This is a genomic window from Kitasatospora arboriphila, from assembly GCF_039528095.1.
Classification (GTDB): domain Bacteria; phylum Actinomycetota; class Actinomycetes; order Streptomycetales; family Streptomycetaceae; genus Kitasatospora; species Kitasatospora arboriphila.
Map to the genome: position 1 here is coordinate 1 of NZ_BAAALD010000128.1, position 17,426 is coordinate 17,426.

Here is a 17,426-nt window from a genome sequence, read left to right on the forward strand (position 1 = left end):
GCGTCCAGCGGTTGTGCGAGGTCCTGGGCGTCGCCCGTTCCGGGTACTACGCATGGCAGGCCGGGGCTCGGGCCCGTGCCGATCGGGCGGCGGCCGAGGCCGTGCTCGTGGGCGAGATCCGCGAAGTCCACCGGGAGACCCGGGGCGCTTACGGGGTGCCGAGGGTGCACGCGGAACTGCGGGCCCGGGGCCGCGTGGTCAACCGCAAGCGGATAGCCCGCCTGATGCGCGAGCACGGCATCGTGGGCCGTCACCTGCGAAAACGCTGCCGCACCACCGTCCAGGACAGGAGCGCGCCACCCGTGCCGGACCTGATCGGTCGGAACTTCACCGCGGACGGGCCCGATGTCCGGTGGGTCGGCGACATCACGTATCTGCCGGTCGGCGGTTCGTGGATGTATCTCGCGACCGTGATCGACCTGCACTCGCGCCGCCTGGTGGGCTGGTCGCTGGCCGACCACATGCGCACGGAACTGGTGGCCGACGCGCTGGAGGCCGCGGTGGCCGCCCGCGGCGGCCGAGTCGAAGGCGTGATCTTTCACTCGGACAGGGGCTCGCAATACGGCTCGGCCGAGTTCGCGAGACTCTGCCGGCGTTACGGCGTCCGGCGGAGCATGGGGAAGGTCGGCTCCAGCTACGACAACGCCGCCGCGGAGAGCTTCTTCGCCTCGCTGAAACGCGAGTTGATGCACGGCGCGCGCTGGGCCAGCCGGCATCAGGCGCGGCTGGACGTGTTTCGCTGGATCTCCTTCTACAACCTCCGCCGCCGCCACTCCACGCTCGGCTACCTCAGCCCGATCCAGTTCGAACATCAGACAGCGGCGTCCCGTAGGATCACCCTCGCCGCATGAAACTCCGGTGTCCACGTCCCGGGGGAAGGCTCAGTCGAGCCCCTTGTCCCAAGCATTCAACAGTGCCTCGAAGAAGCCGGTGGCCACGGCATCCTTCTCGTCATCACCGCCCTCCACCAGGATCTTCTCCAGGAGACGGAACAGCCGCTGGGTCTGCTCCGCCGTGAACTCGGCCGCGTGCTCGCCATAGACGCTCCCCAAAGTGCCCAGCCGAATCGTCAGTGGCGGAACGTCATCCTGGTCACCCGCAATGGAGTCGCCGGCGACACCTCGCCAGCTCTCGACCTCGGCACGGTCAGCATCCACCAGGATGTTGCTGACGCCTATCAGTTCTTCCCACCACGGCGGTATCGCCACCCGGGACCTCCCTACGTAGTCAGGCTTCTAGCATCCCTCACAGCCCCAACCAGACCGGCGGCAGTGCCTGATTGATTGACCATGATCCGCCGGACAGAACCTAATAGGCATCGAGGCCGGCAACCACCGACCTCGATGCCTATTAGGCGTATGGCTCCCGCGCGAACCGCGCCTACCTGCGACGACGCGGCGTGAAGTGCACCATCTCGGAGAAGGCGGACCAGATCCGCAACCGCCAGAGGCTCGGCTCCCCAGGCGGCCGCCCACCTAAGTTCGACAAGGACGACTCCAAGCAGCGGCACGCGGTCGAGTGTGGGATCAACAGGCTCAAGCGCCACCGCGCGGTCGCCACGAGGTATGACAAGCTCGCTGTCCGCTATCACGCGACCGTGCTGGTCGCCGCAATTAACGAGTGGCTGTGAGCCGAGTCGCGGAGGAATCCGACCCAACCCTCCGTGGTCGCCTGCCGAAGAAGCCATTCAACGACCTCCATCATCACGCCGAATTCGTCCTCGTGGATGCAGGTCCGGACCGTCAGAGCCCAAGGGACACTGCCATCCGGGTTCGGCTTGTTGACGGCACGGACCAGGACGCAGGTGTCCACCCCATCGAACGAATGACTCGCCTCACCACCATCGAAGACCCGCCAGGGGACACCGTGTGACTCCCAGTCAGCCGACTGCAGCACCGGCGGCATCTCGGCCTGCCCCAGGAGCCACCGGAGCTCCTGAAGGACGGGCTCGGGCACATCCGGCCGCAGGTCCACAGCCAGGAACAAGTCGTAGTAGTCACTCACACCACGACCCTAGCGCCGGGCCCCGACAGCGGGCTCCGAGACGGACAGCGGCACCCGGTGAAGACACGGTGCTGTCAAAACTCGTGAACATCTGCGGGTAGCGTGATCACCAGCCGCTGTCCGAACTCATCGACAAACGCTGTCCTGAGAAGTGAACGAAGCCACTTCCACCGGTGCCGGACCTCATCGAGCGCGACTTCACCGCCGAGCGCCTGGACGAACGCCGGTGCGGCGACATCACCTACATCCGGGCCGCCGGCACCTGGCTCTTCCCGGCTTCTGCGATCGACATCCGCTCGCGCCGGGTGGTGGGGCCGGTCGATGGCCACCCACATGCGGACCTCGCTGGTCATCAACGTGCTCCAGGCCGCGGTTGCCGCCCGGGGCGGCGACGTCACCGGAGTGATCTTCCATGCGGACCGCGGGTCCCATACACGTCAGCGGCCTTCGCGGAGGCCTGCGACCGTCACGGCATTCGCAGCTCGACGGGACGCATCGCCTCGTCCTACGACAACGCCCCGGCCGAGAGCCTCTGGCAGAGCCTGAAACGCGAGTCCCTGCACGGCACGCCGACCACGACAGCAGCCCGGATCAGGCTCGAGGTCTTCCGCCGGCTCACCTACCACAACACCCGCCGGCGCCACAGCGCCCTCGGTTACCTCTGACCACTCGAGTTCGAACAGCGAGACCACGCCCCGGCTAATACTCCAGCTGTAGTTCTTGATCACTGTTGCGGAGCGACCTGTCGTTGCCGCCGCCCGTCGTCGATCATGGGTGGCCTCATCCGTGCCGCTGCGCCGGGCGGACTGGAAGGCTGAGCTCATGGCTTCGAGCATCGTCTCCAGTGCACCGAGTATCTGCGGACTGGTACGAGCGCCCTCTGGGTTCGGTTGCGGGAGCTCCTTCAGGACCAGGGGCTTGACCCTGAGGCGACGGTCGTCGTTGGCCTCTTGCAGGAGGGCCCCGATCACGAGGATGGCCAAGTCTCCGGCGACGGCAGGGTCTACGGGTCCAGCCTCTTCTATTGATCAGAAACGGCTCGGGTTCTCATCAACATGAGGGGTCTTCACCGGGGTCGCCTGGTCCGCCTCGATGGTCCTGGCCGCCTCGGCTGCTTCCCGGAAGGTGACGACCGCCTCGCCGTTCTCCCGCGCCCATGCGGTGAGCATCCTGATGGGTTCCTCCAGGGTTCGCCCGAGATCGGTCAGGCCGTACTCCACGCGCGGTGGCGCCTCGGCGTACGCGTGCCGCTCGACGAGCCCGTTGGCTTGGAGCCGGCGCAACGTCTGGGTCAGTACCTTGCGTGAAATGCCACCGCTCAGCTCGACCAGCTCGCCGTGGCGCAACGGGCCGTCGGTCAGCGCGAAGAGCGTGACCATGGACCACTTGCTGGCGATGATCTCCATGGCCAGGAGAGCGGGACAGTCGGCGAGGAAGGCAATTCCGGGTCGCAGGCTCATGCCCCGAAGGTTACCTGGAGGTACCTGTTGGCCGCCTATCGTCGTCGAGGTGCGCACGCCCCCTTACTCGCCTTTCGCACGATTGAGGTTTCAGCCATGTTCGTCTCCCTTGCCGTCGTCACCGTGTTCATGTCGGCGCTTCTCCTGGTATCGGCCGGGGCCAAGTCTCTGCGGACGCGGCACATCACCGAGCAGATGTCCACCCTCGGAGTGCCGCAGGGCATGATGGCTCTCCTGATCGGCGCTCAGATCGCGGGCGCGGCCGGTGTGATCGCCGGACTCTGGTGGGGACCCGTCGGAATCGCCGCCGCGATCGGCCTGACGCTCTATTTCGCTGGGGCGGTCGCCTTCCACCTGCGCGTCGGCGACCGCAAGGGCGCGTCTCCGGCGGTGGTCCTCACTGTGGCCTCCGTCGCCCTGATCGTGCTGCGTGCTGCCACCCTCTGACAGCGGACAGCCGGTCTGACGCTGGCCTTGATCGTGCTGAGTGAGGTTGGTCTCCGATGAGGACGGCCACCGTTGATCATCGTGAGTTGTGTCGACAAACGAAGATCAGCCGGTGGCCGTGGGCCACAGCGTAGATCCTGCTCGGTGGCAATCGGTATTCGAGGGCCTGATGGGCAAGGTGGCGGGCCGGTTCGCCCGGGTGGAACCCCGCCGCCGAGCAAGGGCGTTCGTGCTGGGGCTGCTCGCGGACCTGCCAAGGAAGAACTGCTGGACGATCGCCGAGCACGCCGGTAACGCCAGCGGGCCCGGCAGGCAGCACCTGCTCAGCCGGGCCCGCTGGGATGCCGACCGAGTGCGTGACGACATACGGGACTTCGTAGTCGAGCACCTCGGCGACGAGGACGCCGTACTGGTCGTCGACGAGACCGGGGACCTGAAGAAGGGCACCGCGAGCGTCGGGGTCCAGCGCCAGTACACCGGAACCGCGGGCCGGATCGAGAACTCCCAGGTCGCGGTCTACCTCGTCTACGCGAGTGCGGCCGGGCACGCCGCCATCGACCGCCGCCTCTACATCCCACGGTCCTGGACCCAGGACCCGCAGCGGTGCCGCTCGGTCGGCATCCCCGACGACCTGAGGTTCGCGACCAAGCCCGCCCTGGCCACCGAGATGATCGCCCAGGCCCTGGACGCCGGAGTCCGGGCCAGGTGGGTCACCGGTGATGAGGTCGACGGCGGCGACCCGCACCTGAGCACCGACCTGGAACAGCGTCAGATCGGCTACGTCCTGGCCATCTCGCGCAAACGGCCCGTCCCCACCCACGCGGGCATCTTCCCGGCTGGCGTGCTGGCCCACGGCCTGCCGAAGAAAGCCTGGCAGCGGCTGTCGGCGGGAGCCGGAGCCAAGGGCCACCGCTTCTATGACTGGGCCCAGGTCGAGATCACCAGCCCGAGCGGCACCTCGGGGCATCGGCGGCTGCTCGTGCGACGCAACCGACGCACCGGCGAACTCGCCTACTACCGCTGCCACTCACCCCGCCCCGTCCCCCTGACCGCACTGGCCAAGGTGGCCGGCCGCCGCTGGACAGTCGAGGAGACCTTCCAAGCCGCGAAGAGCCCGGCCGGACTGGACGAGCGCCAGGTCCGCCGCTGGGTCTCCTGGCACCGCTGGACCACCCTGGCCATGCTCGCGCACGCTTTCCTCGCCGTCACAGCCGCCATCGAACGGGCCACGACCACCACGACCCCCGAGCTCAGCCCGCTGACCTGCAACGAGATCCAAAGACTGTTCGCAGCCCTGCTCGCACCGGCCCGCGACCTCGCCCACCGCCTGCACTGGTCCGCATGGCGCCGCCAGCACCAAGCACGCTCGCGCACCAGCCACTACCAGCGACAAGCCACCCAACAACCATGAAGATCACGATCTACAGCCGGAGTACTAAACTCTCCCTCACGGCATGAAACCCCTGTGTCCACACTCCGGGGGTTACCTCAGTCTCGTGGTTGACCCCGATCTCCTTCGCGACCGACGCGAACGTGCGCCGGCCCTCCGCGGCCCGGTACAGCGCGACGGCATCACGACGGAACTCGTCCGAGTACTTCGACGGACGTCCCACCTGGACTTCCCTTCCTGGATCGACAAGATCCAAGTGTCAGGGTGTCCACGTCGCGGGGCAAAGCTCACTTCACCCCGACCAGCGCCTCCTGGGCCAACACACGATCGAGGCGCACTTCGGACCACTGCGGCAGTTCACACTCGTCAACTCCAACCATCCGAACCACCCGGTCGAGACCGCGCGCTGCACGCCTACCTGTGCCGAGAGCCGCCGAACGCACACCCCGCAGAACAGACCGAACAGGCCGAACAGGCCGAGAAGAGTGCACCATGAGCAGCCAGACGTCGTCCGAAACCCTCGTCGACGAGTTGAAGTCCCTCCGTGAACGAGTCATGGGATCTCCGAGAGCGTCATCTCGACCGCCGACGGCCTGCTGGTGGCCGCCGACACCGTGGCCGCCCACCCCGAGTCGGCCGCCGCCCTGTCGGCCGTGATGCTCGGCCTCGGCCGGCGCACCGCGGCCGAGGCCGGTCTGGGCGGCCTGCGCGACGTGGTCACCCGTTGCACCGGCGGCTACGTCGTGGTGCTGGTTGTCAGCGAGCGGGCGCTGCTGATGATCCTGGGCGACGAGGGCCCGGACATCGCCGGGCTGCACCGTGAATCACCGGCCTCGATCCGCAGACCGAGCGAGCTGCTCCGGATGGCCCCCGCGTTCTGAGTGGACGTTCACCTCGCTGACGTGCAGGTTCGGGACGGTTTGCCGCCTGCCCGAAGACTCCGCCTGCCCGAAGACTCCGCCCGCCTGGAGGCGCCGCCTGCCCGAGGACTCCGTCGCTGAGGCTTCCTCCGAGGTGACCGTGCGATGTCCGCACAGGGAGGACTGCACCGGGGAGACAGTGCGGGTGCGGGCAGGGAACCGGGCCGTCGGACGTGGCACGACGTCTGCGGGCGGGCTCGAAGCCGAACTGCCGGTGGCACCGGTTGTGGCAGGACGGTCGGACCGCTCGGGCGACGCCCCGCCCGTGGGGGCCTCCGCAGCCGGCCCGCCGGGCCCGCCGGGGCCGCCGCCCGTCCCGGGCCGGCGGGGCGACGAGGGCGTGACGGCTCCGTCGTACCCGGTAGGTGCTCGTCACCGGACGATCACGTACCGGAATCAGGGTTTTCCACGATGCCGTGCGGCCCGCGGACCGGTCTGCTGGTGGTGCGGTCCACGACCGCCCGGCGAGCCCCGCGACGAGCCCCGTGACGTCGCGTCCGTGCGGCTCGTACACGTCCACGGAAGGGGTGTCCCATGCCCGGCACCACCGTCGACTGCGACGCGGTCTTCTTCGACCTGCGCGACACCCTCGGCGACGTCGACCGGCCCGGTCATCTCGCGCTGTACCGGCCCAGCACCGAGATCCTGCTCCACGCCGTGCGGGACCCGGTGGGGCTGCGTGTCGGCGTGATCACCAACCTGCCCGCGGAGGTCAGCGCCGAGCAGGGACACCGGATGATCGCCGAGGCCGTCGTCACCGAGAACGACGGCAGCGTCGTCCACCTCGCCGACGTCCTGGACCCGCACGGCATCGTGATCAACCACGAGGCCAAGCTGAACAAGCCCGATCCCGCCATCTTCCGCTTCGCGGCCGATCAGATGGGGGTGCCGATCGAGCGGTGCCTGTTCGTCGGGGAGAACCTCGTCGAAGTCCTCGCCGCCCAGGCGGCCGGCATGCGGGGCGTGCTCAAGCCGTCGCCGCCCGGCAAGGAGTTCCAGCCCGCGGTGATCACCCGGCAGGGGGAGTCGGTCCGCAACAGCGGCCGTGCCTTCGAGGAGTTCCTCGAACAGGAGCACCTGCTCGGCGAACGCCTCCTCGTGTGCGGAAGCCGCATCGTGCAGGCGCTCGACCCGGTGCACCGGCCACAGGACCTCCCGCCGGGGGTGCGCACCGCGATGGGGATGCTCGTGTACGCGCTCACCGACTTCGTGGACCGGGCGCACATGAAGGCCGAGGAGGCGATCGTGCCGCTGGCCGTCGCACGCGGCATGCCGTCGGACCGCGCCCGCTGGATGTTCGACCAGCACGACCAGGTCCGCGCCTACGGGGAGGCGATCCGTGTCGCCTGGCAGCGGATGCAGAACGGCGACCCCCGCGACGCGTCCCACGCGATCTCCGACTTCCGCCGCTGCACGGAGGGCTTCGTCCTGCTCTTCCGGGCGCATGCGGCACGCGAGGACGACGAGTTGTACCCGGAACTGGGCCGCCACTTCACCGACGCGGACGACGCGACCGTGCTCTCCGTCGTCCGCCGCACCGGCCCGCCGGACATCGGCCCCTACGCGGCGATCGTCGGCGCGGCGGAGGAGGCGCTCGACGGCGCGGGCGTCGCGGACAGCGCGGACGGGGTGCCCCTGACCGCCGGAAAGGCCTGATCATGTGGCTCCTGCGAACACCCGGCACCGGCTTCTTCGACAAGGACCAGCGGCGCGCCGTGGAGGTGCTCTTCGACGCGGTCCTGCCCGGCGGACCCCGACGACCCGGCGCGGCCGATGCGGACGCCGCCGAATACGTCGACCGGCTCCTGGCCATGGGCCCCGAGACGCATCCCGAGATTCCGGCGTGGCGCCTGGCCTACCCGGTGCTGCTCGCCGCTCTCGACACCGCCGCGCAACAGGCGCACGGCGGACACGGCGTCGCCGAACTCGACCGCGCCGAGGCCACCGCGCTGCTGCGCGACCTGGCAGCGGGGGCCCTGCCCGCCTGGCCCCAGGCCGCGCCCGCCCAGCCGGCCGCATTCGCCCTGCTGCGGGCCCACTGCATCGAGGGCTGCTTCGGCGACCCCCGCTGGGGCGGCAACCGCGAAGCGGTGATCTGGCGCTGGTACGGCTACCCCACGCCGGCCGAACCCTTCACCGGTCCCGCCACCACGACCGCAGACCGGCCCGGGGAGGAGTCATGACCGCGACGACGACCGCACCCGGCCGGTACGACACGATCGTCGTGGGCGCCGGCGCGGGCGGCGGCACCGCGGCCCGCGTGCTCACCTCGCGAGGACGCCGGGTCGCCGTGCTGGAGAAGGGCCCGCTCCCGGTCGCCGACGACTTCCTGCCCTACGACGAACTCCACTTCCACACGCACAAGACGCTCATCCCGCACCGCGACACCGACCCCAACATCTACATGGCCGGACCCGACCAGGACCGCCCCACCCCGGTCGAGCGCTGGTGGAACGTCAACATGGTCGGCGGCGCGACGAACGTGTGGGACGCCAACGTGCCCCGCTACACCGAGGAGGACTTCCGCGTCCTCGACCACCTGCGCGACGTGCCGCCCGAGGCGGACATGGTGGACTGGCCGTGGAGCTATCGCGAGTTCGAACCCTGGTTCGAGCGGGCCGAGTACGAGTGGGGCGTCTCCGGGCGGGCCCGGCAGTCCCCGGCCCAGGAGCCGATACGGGCCGGCTACGACTACGCCATGCCGCCGTTGCGCCCGCACGCGGCCGTGCCGTTCCTGACCGAGGTGTTCGGCCGCGCCGGGATGCAGCCCTACCTCGGCCCCCGGGCGATCAACTCCCGCGTGAACGACGGCCGTCCGGCCTGCTCGTTCTGCGGCTTCAACCAGTTCTTCGGCTGCGGTCTCAACTCACGGGCCTCGGCGCTGAACACGGTGCTCCAGCGCGCCCTGGCCACCGGCCGGTGCGACCTGCTGACCGGGCACTGCGTGACCCGGCTCGTCCACGAGGGCGGGCGGGTGCGCGGCGTGATGTACCGCACCGAACCCGGCGGACCCGAACGGTTCCTGGGCGCCTCCCAGGTGATCGTGTCCGTCCAGACCATCGAGTCGGCGCGACTGTTCCTCGTGTCGCAGGTGCCCGACCCCAACCGGATGATCGGCCGCTACCTGACCTACCACACCCACGGAAGCGCCGAAGTCACCCTGCCGCTCCAGCCCGTGTGGACCGGCAACGGCGCCCAGCAGCCCTCCACCGCGATCGGCTCCCTGCAACTGCGCGACCTGTACGTGGTCGACGACCCCGCCACCCCGGTCACCAAGGCCGGCAAGTTCTCCGTGTACGACCCGTACACGTGCGTGCCGCCGGTCAGGCTCGCCAAGGGCGCCGCGCTCGGACCCGGCCGCGGCGGCCTGTGGGGCGAGGACCTGTACACCTACCTCGAGGAACTGCGTCACCAGGGCGGCGTCTCCTTCTCCTTCACCGGCGAGGCGCTCTCCCTGTACGACAACCGGGTCGAACTCGACCCCGACGTCACCGACCCGTGGGGCATGCCCGCGGCCCGGATCTGGTACCGGCACCACGCCTACGACCTGGCCGCGGCCCGCTACGCCATCGACCGCGTGGTGCAGGTGATGCAGGACGCGGGCGGTGAGCTGCGCGGCTACGACGTCCCCGGCGCGGAGAACCCCGGCTACGGACACGTGCAGGGCACGCTGCGCGCCGGCACCGATCCCGACGCCGCGGTGCTCGACGAGAACTGCCAGTCGCACACCGTCTCCGGACTCTACGTCCTCGACTGCGCGTTCATGCCGACCGCCGGCGCCTCGAACCCCACCCTGACCCTCCTCGCCAACGCCTACCGGGTGTGCGAGCAACTCCCGGACCCCGGCTGAGGCGTCCGCCCACGGCGCGGAACCGGCACACCGGCGACGGGCCGGCCGGGAACGATCCGAAAGGCAGAACCATGGACTCCCTCGACGAGCGGGTCGACATCGCCCGCGCCCTGCTGTCCGCCGGGATCACCCCGGCCGACCTCGAACTGTCGCCCGAGCCTGCCGCGGCGCCGGCAGGCCACGCCCTCGCCGCCGCCGACCTCGGGATCGCCTTCCCCGACGGGCTCGCACCCGTCCCACGGCCACTCGGCGTCGAGCCGTCGCCCGACGACGCGCTGCCCCGGGCCGACGTCGTCGTGATCACCTGGACCGTCGCCGAACAGGACGCCCTCGCCGACGTCTTCACCCCGGGCTTCGGGCGGCAGCGCTGGTACCGGTACACCCGCCGCTTCGAGGAGCACTACCGGCCGCTGATCAGAGCCGGAGCGCCCTCGCTCGCCGCCCGCCCGCCACGCCTGGGCTCGTACTTCCCCGTCAGGCTCGGCGACCTGGACGTGCTGTGCGTGAAGTCCGAACTCCACCTCAACCAGGACGGTCTCAAGACCGGCGAGGGCACTGCCACCCTGCCCGTGAAGGACTTCTTCGAGCAGATCATCGAGGAGGTCCGGCCGCGGGTGATCGCCACCATCGGCACCTCCGGCAGCGTCTTCGGCAGCTTCCCCCTGGGCGACGTGGTGGTCACCCGCGCGGCGAAGTTCCGCTGCCGGAAGGAGTTCCGCAACGAGGCATTCAACAACCAGACCTTCCGGTCCGACTGGACCCTCCCGCTGGGCCGGATCGAGGACGCGCAGAAGCTGATGCGCGGCTTCGGCGACCGGCTCAAGGAGCCGCCGCTGGGCCCGCCGTCCACCCGGTTCCCCTTCGACGGGCCGCTGATCGTACCGCCCGACAACGACCCGGCCGTCCGCATCGAGCAGGACGCGCGGGACATGCCCGAGTTCCACCCGATCCTGACCACCGACTACTTCGAGTTCGGCACGTCCACGAACGGCCTGGAACACGAGGGAGCGGCCGTCGAGATGGGCGACGCGGCGCTCGGTCTGGCCTGCGCCGGCCTCACCGCCGCGGGCTCCGACCACGTGCCCCGCTGGGTGGTGGTCCGCAACATGTCCGACCCCCAGATCAACGGCGGACTCCCCAGCCGCGAGTTCCGCCTCAACCAGCAGACCATGTGGGCGGTGGCCTACTACGAGTCGTACGGCTACTGGACCAGCGTCTGCGGTGCGCTCACCACGTGGGGCCTGCTCGCAGGACTCTCCGAGGCGGGCCCCGACGATGCCTGACCCACCGGCCGGCACCCGGCTCCCCGTCGAGGTCGAGCTGCTGTTCGAGCTCATGCCGTGCAACGCGCTGCGCACCTCGCAGCACGCCGGCCCCGGAGCCCACCCGTGCGCCTACTTCCGCTCGTGGGGCACCTACCACGCCTACGACTACGACTACGACGCCGACGGGCCGCCACCGGACGCCTCGATCGTGCAACCCTCGCACTACACCGGCCGGATGACCCCGCTGCCGGAACCGCTGTCCGGCTGCCGCAAGGCCCCGATCCTCGCCGTCGGCATCAACCCCAACCTCCCGGGCTGGTGGCCCGACGGCCACGGCTCGCTCACCCCCGACTTCGACTCCGTGCGCCAGTACGCGCACTACTTCCGCCACCGGGGGGTGTTCAAGCCCGAGCTGCCCGACGACGCGTACCGCGCCTTCGGCGGCGGGCCCGACGACACCCCCCTGGCGGGGGTCCCGCTCACCGTCCCCGAGGACGCGCAGGGCCGCCGCGAGATCGAGGTCCGCGAACAGCCGCAGCGCATGTACCTCGCCTACCAGGAACTGCTGGACGCCCTCGGCACCGAACTGGGCCTCGACCCGGGCACGCTCACCGTCGGCGAGGACCTGTCGTACGGCAACATGGTCGCCTGCGCCTCGGCCAAGTGGACCACCCGGCCCGACCCGCACGAGCCCGCCCTTCCACCGATGACCGACGACCAGCGCGTCGGGATCGTCGGCGAGTGCTTCCGCACCCGCCGCCACCTGCTGCGCCAGATGTTCCAGTCGCTGCCGGCCGTCGTCCTCGTGCTCGGGCAGAGCACCGCCAACGCGTTCACCGGCGAACTCGGCGACCGCCTGACCCCCGTACCCGCCCCGGACACCCCCGTGGCACAGCTGATGGCGACCACGATCCGGCTCACCTACGGCACCACCGACGACGGCGGGGAACTCGACGCCCGGGTGCTGTTCGCCCCGCACCCCACCGGGCACCCCGAGGACTACGCGCAGGCCCGGCCGCTGCTCGTGGAACAACTCCTGCACGAGGCCCGCTCCGGCCGGCTGGGCCACGACGAACGCATCGGGCACCTGACGCGCCCCCGCGGCTCGTGCGCCTTCTGCCCCCTGCTCGACATCGGCCCGTGCCCGTACGCCGACGTGCTCACGCCGCTGCCGGGAGGCGGCCCCGCCCTGCTCGCCGACGGACCGGCACCCGCCGGGGCGGAGAAACGCACCCAGCTGCGACTGCTCGACGGCATCACCGAACGGGCCGCACCCGTTGCCGAGGTCTGGGCGCACACCGACGACCGGGAGGACTGACGCCGCGACACCCCACCGGCGCCCTCCTCCGAAAGCGAGACCACGATGTCCGGCGGAGCCGACCCCGAGGGGACACCCGACAGGCAGTACCGCATCGCCGTCCACTTCGACACCGGCCGAGAGGCCGAGCGCATCGGGACGATCCCCGGGAGCGGGGCGCACCGCTACCGGGGGGTCGTCCTCACCGAGACCCCCGGGGCGCAACCCACCGGTCTCCCGTTCGACCGCGCCGACACGGTCGAAGCCGTCCGGATCGGCAACCCGGCACCCGACACCTGCACGACCAAGGTGCTCGCGCAGAACACGCCCTTCCCCCCGCAGGGGTACGCGGTGTGCGCCGCCGGCCCGACCAGCGAAGAGGAGTTGACGACACCATGAGGATCGCCGCGATCGGCGGCAACGCCCTGCACGCCCCGCCCCACACCCGCACCGCGCTGACGTCCGCCTACGTCCAGGGTGCCGACGTCCTCGTCTTCGACGTCGCCGTGACCGCCGACGGACGCGTCGTCCCCGGCTCCGACCGGGGCCTGCCCCGCCAGGCCGACTCGACGGCCTCCGTCGGCGAACTCACCCTCACCCGGCTCCGCGCGCTCGACCTGGGCGCGACCTTCAAGCCGCGCGGCTCCCCGGACTTCCACTACCGGCCCCCGGGCCACGCGCCCGTCCGCATCGAAGCGCTCGACGACCTCCTCGACGCCCTGCCCGACGAAGTCACCTACGTGGTGCGGGTGAGCACCGGCGGCGCGGACACCGTCGCCGCCGTGGTGGAGATCTTCACCCGCCGCACCGCCACCACCCGCCTCGTCGTCGCCGCCTCCGACCCCGAACTGCTGCGCCACGCCCGCAAGCTCGACGCCCGCGTGGGCACCGCGCTGACCGGACCCGCGCTGGACGGCCCCGCCGTCAGCCCCGACCCGGGCCTGCTCGGCACGGTCCTCCAGGACGGGGCCCTCGACCTGGTCCTGGCCGGCCTCGACGACCTGATCGGCCCCGACGGCCGGCCCACCGGCCTCGCCCTCCGGCTCGACGCGGCCGAACGCTCGGGAGACGTACGGCTCGGCGTGCTCGTCCTGCCCCGTACCGAGCCGGGCCCCGACGACCACGCGCTCGCCGCCGCACAGCCGTACGCGTGGGCCGTCGGGACCGACTCCACCTTCGACACCGCCCGAGCCCTCCGCCCCGGCACCCGCCGGCTCGACGAGACGTTCGCCGGGACCCACACCGACACCAGCCGCTTCGCACTCGGCTACGCCAAGGCCAATCCCCACTGCCACGTCTTCCAGGACGACGGCATCCACGTCCGCATCACCCCGTACCCGGGCGACCCGCAGCCGCCCCTGCCCGCCGACCCGGTCGAGCGCCGCCTCGCCGAGCTGGAGGAGCGCACCTGGTACGCCCTCGGCGACTGGCCGTTCTACAGCGGCGGCGGCATCGGCGTGATCCACGGTCTGCGCGGGGACTTCGCCGCCGAGGTGCGGATCGACTCGGCCGTGGCGGCCCAGGCCACCATGTGCGAGATGGCGGTGGTCAACGCCGACCCCGGCACGCACCACCCGCCGTACGACGAGGACGGCTCGCCGCGGTTCCCGCGTTCCTTCCGCGACAAGGACGCCTTCTACGACCCCCACGGCGCCCCGCCGTTCGTCGGCGCCGAACACGACGAGGACGACGGCTACCGGATCAACTGGAACCTGGGCACGCTGTACGACACCAACCAGTACGGGCCGCCCGTCGGCGACGGCCGTGTGCTCGCGGCCCGGCTGCGGCTGGAGCGGCGCGGCGCCTACTTCGCCGCGTACACCCGCAACGACGTCGACGCCCACGACTGGGTGTGCGTCGGAACGGTGCGCAACGACTCGATGAACGAGACCGTGCACCTGCGGTGCTCCGGGAAGCGGTGGCGCCAGGAGGACCCGGCCGACCCGACGCGCTACATGCCGATACCCGCCAACGAGTTCGTCTTCCGGGACCTGCGGATCACCTGCTACTTCTGAGCGCGCCGCAGGCCGGTTCCCGAGCAGGTGGAACCGGCGCAGCCGGCGGATGCCACCCGTCCGGCCGATGCACCGGGCCGTACACCCGTCGATCATGGATGGCATCGTCCGCGCGCAGTCGCACGCGTCCTCGGAGGAGCAGCCATGCCAGCGCCCGACGCAGCACCGGAGCAGCCGACGCCGGAGGACGCACCCGGCCGGGCACCGGCCGACACGGGCGATCCCTCCCCTCCGGACGTCCGCCCGCTCATCGGCCGCGACGAACCGCTGCGTGTGCTGGCCCGCGCCGTCGAGGCCACCACCCGGGGCGTCCCCGGGTTCGTCGAGATCCTCGGCGAACCCGGCATCGGCAAGACCCGGCTGCTCGGCGAACTCGAGACCTCGGCCCGGGCCCGCGGCCTCGCGGTGCTCTCCGGCAGGGCCGCCGAGTTCCAGCACGAGGTACCGCTCGCGGTCGTGGTGGACGCCCTCGACGACCACCTGCGGACCCACGCGACCCGGCTGCGCGGCAAGCTTCCCGGACCGGTCCTCGACCGGCTCGCCGCGATCTTCCCCGCCCTCGAAGCCACCGCCCGCGCGGTGCCGGGGGTGGACCCGGTGGCCGCCGACCGGTACCGGGGATTCAGTGCCGTACGAGACCTGCTCGACGTGCTGGCCGCACCGTCCGGGCTGCTCGTCGTCCTCGACGACGTGCACTGGGCCGACGAGGCGTCGGTCGAACTCGTCGACCACCTGCTGCGCCACCCGCCGTGCGGACGCGTCCTGATCGCCATGGCCTACCGCACCGCACAGGTCCCGCCCCGGCTCGCGGCCGCGCTCCAGCACGCCGGCACCTCGCGCACGTCGGGCCCGGGCACCGGCCGGGGCCCCGTACGCCTCCACCGGATCGCCGTCCGGCCCTTCGACGCCCGCGAGGTCGAGGAGTTCCTGACCGTCCTCGCACCGGGCGTCTCCGGCGATCGGACCGCGACGGCCGAGGCGGGTGTCGTCGGCGTCTTCGGCGGGGGCGACGTCCAGGGGCCGTTGCCGTGTCCGGCGCGGTCCCGCAGGCTTCACGCCGCCAGCCGGGGCAACCCCTTCTACCTGGAAGCCCTCGTCCGCGGCGGCCCCGGGACCGGCGGCTCCGACCCCGATCCCGACCCCGACCCTGATTCCGACCCCGACCCCGAGCACTCCGGCCCGCCTGCCGTGCCCTCGCCCGTTCGGATGGCTCTCGCGGCCGAACTCGACGCCCTGCCCGCCGACGCCCTGCTCGTCGCCCGCGCGGCGGCCGTCGTCGGCGACGATTTCGACCCCGGCCAGGTCGCCGTCGCCGCGCGCATCTCCCGCGTCCGCACCCTCGACGCCCTGGACGAGCTCGCCGCGCGCGACGTGGTCCGCGCGGCTGCCGGTACGGGCCGGTTCGGTTTCCGGCACCCCCTGGTCCGGCACGTCGCCTACTCCTGCGCCCCGGCCGGCTGGCGGATCGAGGCCCACGCCGCGACCGCGGCACACCTCGCCGGCATGGGCGCCCCGGCGACCGCCCGCGCCTACCACCTCGCCCGGTCGGCGGCCTTCGGCGACCGGGCAGCCGCGGCGGTGCTCGCCGAGGCCGCCCGCAGCGTCGCCGACCGGGCGCCGGCGACCGCCGCGCACTGGCTCCGGGCGGCCCTGCGGCTGCTGCTCGAGGACGTCCCGGAGACGGTCGGGCTGCTCACCGACCTGGCCCGCGCGCAGAGCGTGAGCGGGCGTCTGCAGGCGGGACGCGACACGGCGCTGCGCGTCCTCGAACTGCTGCCCCAGGACGACCTGGCGGCCCGGGCCCCCCTCGTCCGGCTGGTCACGATGATGGAGCGGCTCCTCGGCCGCACCACGCGGAGCCGTGCCGTCGTGCTCGCCGAACTCGAACGCGCCGGTGGCCGCTTCGTGGCTGCTCAACTGCCGCTGTGGCTGCGGCTCGCCGCCGAGAACATGCTGCGCGGCGAGCACACGGAGGCGAGCCGCGTGCTCGACTCCGTGCTGGCCGACCCCGCGTCCGCCGCGGCCCCGGGCCTGATCGCGGCGGTCGCGGCGATGCGCCCCATGGCCGCCTACGCCCAGGGGCGCTACGCCACCGCGACCCGCCAGAGCCGCCGCGCGGCCGCGCTCGTCGACGCCACCGCCGACGTCGACCTCGTGCCCTGGCTCGACTCGTTCGCGTGGCTGTGCTGGGCGGAACTGATCGCCGATCGGGGGCCGGTCGCCGCACCGCACTTCCAGCGCGCGCTGGACCTGGCCCGGGCCACCGGGCAGAGCTACATCGAGACCACCCTGCTCGCCGGGCAGGCGTGGAACCTCGGCCGGCTCGGCCGGCCCGAAGCGGGCCTCGCCGCGGCCGAGGAGGGTGTGGAGATCTCCCGCTTCCTGGGCTGCCGCCAGCCCCTGGTCCTGGGCCTGTCCGCACAGTCGATGCTCACCGGCTGGATCGGCGAGCCCGCCCGGGCACTGCGCAAGGCCGAGGAAGCCGTCGCCGCGGCCGGACACGACGGCGAGTGGGCGGGAACCTTCGCGCACGCCGTGTACGCGGTCGCCCTGCTCGACGCCGGACGGGTCGACCCGGGCACCGCCGAGGCCGCGATCATCTGCGGCACCGAGGACGAGACCGTCCTCGACCCGTGCAGCCGCCTCATGTGCTGCGAGGCGGCGGCGCGGGCCGAAGCCCTGCGCGGCCGGCCCCGCGCCGCCCGCTGCTGGGCCGACCGTGCCGCGCGGCTCGCGGCGGGCACCGAGCCCGGAGCGGCGGCGGCGGGCGTCGGCACG

At 71.7% G+C, this 17,426-nt stretch carries 15 protein-coding genes and 4 pseudogenes; 15 read left to right on the forward strand and 4 right to left on the reverse strand.

What is annotated here, in order from left to right; translation table 11 throughout:
* Positions 1 to 851 (forward strand): IS3 family transposase (locus tag ABD353_RS36025; RefSeq protein WP_344627933.1); only part of this gene is annotated, 851 nt, incomplete at its 5' end.
* A gap of 30 nt (positions 852 to 881) precedes the next feature.
* Here the strand turns inward: ABD353_RS36025 and ABD353_RS36030 are convergent.
* Positions 882 to 1,208, reverse strand: a complete 327-nt coding sequence (locus ABD353_RS36030; RefSeq protein ID WP_344627934.1) for a hypothetical protein — start codon at positions 1,206 to 1,208, stop codon at positions 882 to 884.
* 146 nt (positions 1,209 to 1,354) lie between these two features.
* Here ABD353_RS36030 and ABD353_RS36035 point away from each other — a divergent pair.
* Positions 1,355 to 1,630 (forward strand): annotated as a pseudogene (locus tag ABD353_RS36035) (IS5 family transposase); the annotation flags it as partial.
* On the opposite strand, the gene ABD353_RS36040 reads toward ABD353_RS36035, so the two are convergent.
* Positions 1,588 to 2,004 (reverse strand): hypothetical protein, encoded by a 417-nt coding sequence (locus ABD353_RS36040; protein ID WP_344627936.1) that lies wholly within the window; start codon positions 2,002 to 2,004, stop codon positions 1,588 to 1,590. The pseudogene ABD353_RS36035 and the gene ABD353_RS36040 overlap by 43 nt on opposite strands.
* A gap of 158 nt (positions 2,005 to 2,162) precedes the next feature.
* Between ABD353_RS36040 and ABD353_RS36045 the strand changes: the two are divergent.
* Positions 2,163 to 2,669 (forward strand): annotated as a pseudogene (locus ABD353_RS36045) (IS3 family transposase); the annotation flags it as partial.
* A 363-nt stretch (positions 2,670 to 3,032) separates the two neighbouring features.
* Here ABD353_RS36045 and ABD353_RS36050 read toward each other — a convergent pair.
* Positions 3,033 to 3,464, reverse strand: a complete 432-nt coding sequence (locus ABD353_RS36050) for a winged helix-turn-helix transcriptional regulator (protein WP_057606767.1) — start codon at positions 3,462 to 3,464, stop codon at positions 3,033 to 3,035.
* A gap of 96 nt (positions 3,465 to 3,560) precedes the next feature.
* On the opposite strand from ABD353_RS36050, the gene ABD353_RS36055 reads away from it, so the two are divergent.
* Positions 3,561 to 3,911 carry a DoxX family protein gene (locus ABD353_RS36055; RefSeq protein ID WP_344627937.1) on the forward strand — a complete coding sequence of 117 codons (351 nt, stop codon included), beginning with the start codon at positions 3,561 to 3,563 and terminating at the stop codon, positions 3,909 to 3,911.
* A 169-nt stretch (positions 3,912 to 4,080) separates the two neighbouring features.
* On the forward strand, positions 4,081 to 5,322 hold the full coding sequence (locus ABD353_RS36060; protein WP_344627938.1) for an IS701 family transposase: 1,242 nt from the start codon (positions 4,081 to 4,083) through the stop codon (positions 5,320 to 5,322).
* A 79-nt stretch (positions 5,323 to 5,401) separates the two neighbouring features.
* On the opposite strand, the pseudogene ABD353_RS36065 reads toward ABD353_RS36060, so the two are convergent.
* Positions 5,402 to 5,524 (reverse strand): annotated as a pseudogene (locus ABD353_RS36065) (transposase); the annotation flags it as partial.
* A 68-nt stretch (positions 5,525 to 5,592) separates the two neighbouring features.
* Here ABD353_RS36065 and ABD353_RS36070 point away from each other — a divergent pair.
* From ABD353_RS36070 to ABD353_RS36115, 10 genes and pseudogenes are all read left to right on the forward strand, one after another.
* A pseudogene (locus ABD353_RS36070) lies at positions 5,593 to 5,797 on the forward strand (hypothetical protein); the annotation flags it as partial.
* A gap of 103 nt (positions 5,798 to 5,900) precedes the next feature.
* The gene (locus tag ABD353_RS36075) at positions 5,901 to 6,182 is read left to right on the forward strand and encodes a roadblock/LC7 domain-containing protein (protein WP_344627939.1); all 282 of its coding nucleotides are present in this window, start codon (positions 5,901 to 5,903) and stop codon (positions 6,180 to 6,182) included.
* Positions 6,183 to 6,755: 573 nt separating this feature from the next.
* Complete coding sequence (locus ABD353_RS36080; protein ID WP_344627940.1) at positions 6,756 to 7,877, forward strand: HAD-IA family hydrolase; 1,122 nt, start codon at positions 6,756 to 6,758, stop codon at positions 7,875 to 7,877.
* 2 nt (positions 7,878 to 7,879) lie between these two features.
* Positions 7,880 to 8,404, forward strand: coding sequence for a gluconate 2-dehydrogenase subunit 3 family protein (locus ABD353_RS36085; RefSeq protein ID WP_344627941.1), 525 nt, complete (start codon positions 7,880 to 7,882; stop codon positions 8,402 to 8,404).
* Positions 8,401 to 10,071 carry a GMC oxidoreductase gene (locus ABD353_RS36090; protein ID WP_344627942.1) on the forward strand — a complete coding sequence of 557 codons (1,671 nt, stop codon included), beginning with the start codon at positions 8,401 to 8,403 and terminating at the stop codon, positions 10,069 to 10,071. The genes ABD353_RS36085 and ABD353_RS36090 overlap by 4 nt, the downstream gene beginning before the upstream one ends.
* 71 nt (positions 10,072 to 10,142) lie before the next feature.
* Positions 10,143 to 11,354 (forward strand): hypothetical protein, encoded by a 1,212-nt coding sequence (locus ABD353_RS36095; RefSeq protein ID WP_344627943.1) that lies wholly within the window; start codon positions 10,143 to 10,145, stop codon positions 11,352 to 11,354.
* Positions 11,347 to 12,654 carry a hypothetical protein gene (locus tag ABD353_RS36100; protein WP_344627944.1) on the forward strand — a complete coding sequence of 436 codons (1,308 nt, stop codon included), beginning with the start codon at positions 11,347 to 11,349 and terminating at the stop codon, positions 12,652 to 12,654. The genes ABD353_RS36095 and ABD353_RS36100 overlap by 8 nt, the downstream gene beginning before the upstream one ends.
* Before the next feature lie 45 nt (positions 12,655 to 12,699).
* The gene (locus ABD353_RS36105) at positions 12,700 to 13,032 is read left to right on the forward strand and encodes a hypothetical protein (RefSeq protein WP_344627945.1); all 333 of its coding nucleotides are present in this window, start codon (positions 12,700 to 12,702) and stop codon (positions 13,030 to 13,032) included.
* Positions 13,029 to 14,648 (forward strand): glycerophosphodiester phosphodiesterase family protein, encoded by a 1,620-nt coding sequence (locus ABD353_RS36110; RefSeq protein WP_344627946.1) that lies wholly within the window; start codon positions 13,029 to 13,031, stop codon positions 14,646 to 14,648. Before ABD353_RS36105 ends, ABD353_RS36110 begins: the two co-directional genes overlap by 4 nt.
* A 144-nt stretch (positions 14,649 to 14,792) precedes the next feature.
* The coding region (locus tag ABD353_RS36115) for an ATP-binding protein (protein ID WP_344627947.1) at positions 14,793 to 17,426 on the forward strand (2,634 nt) is incomplete at its 3' end.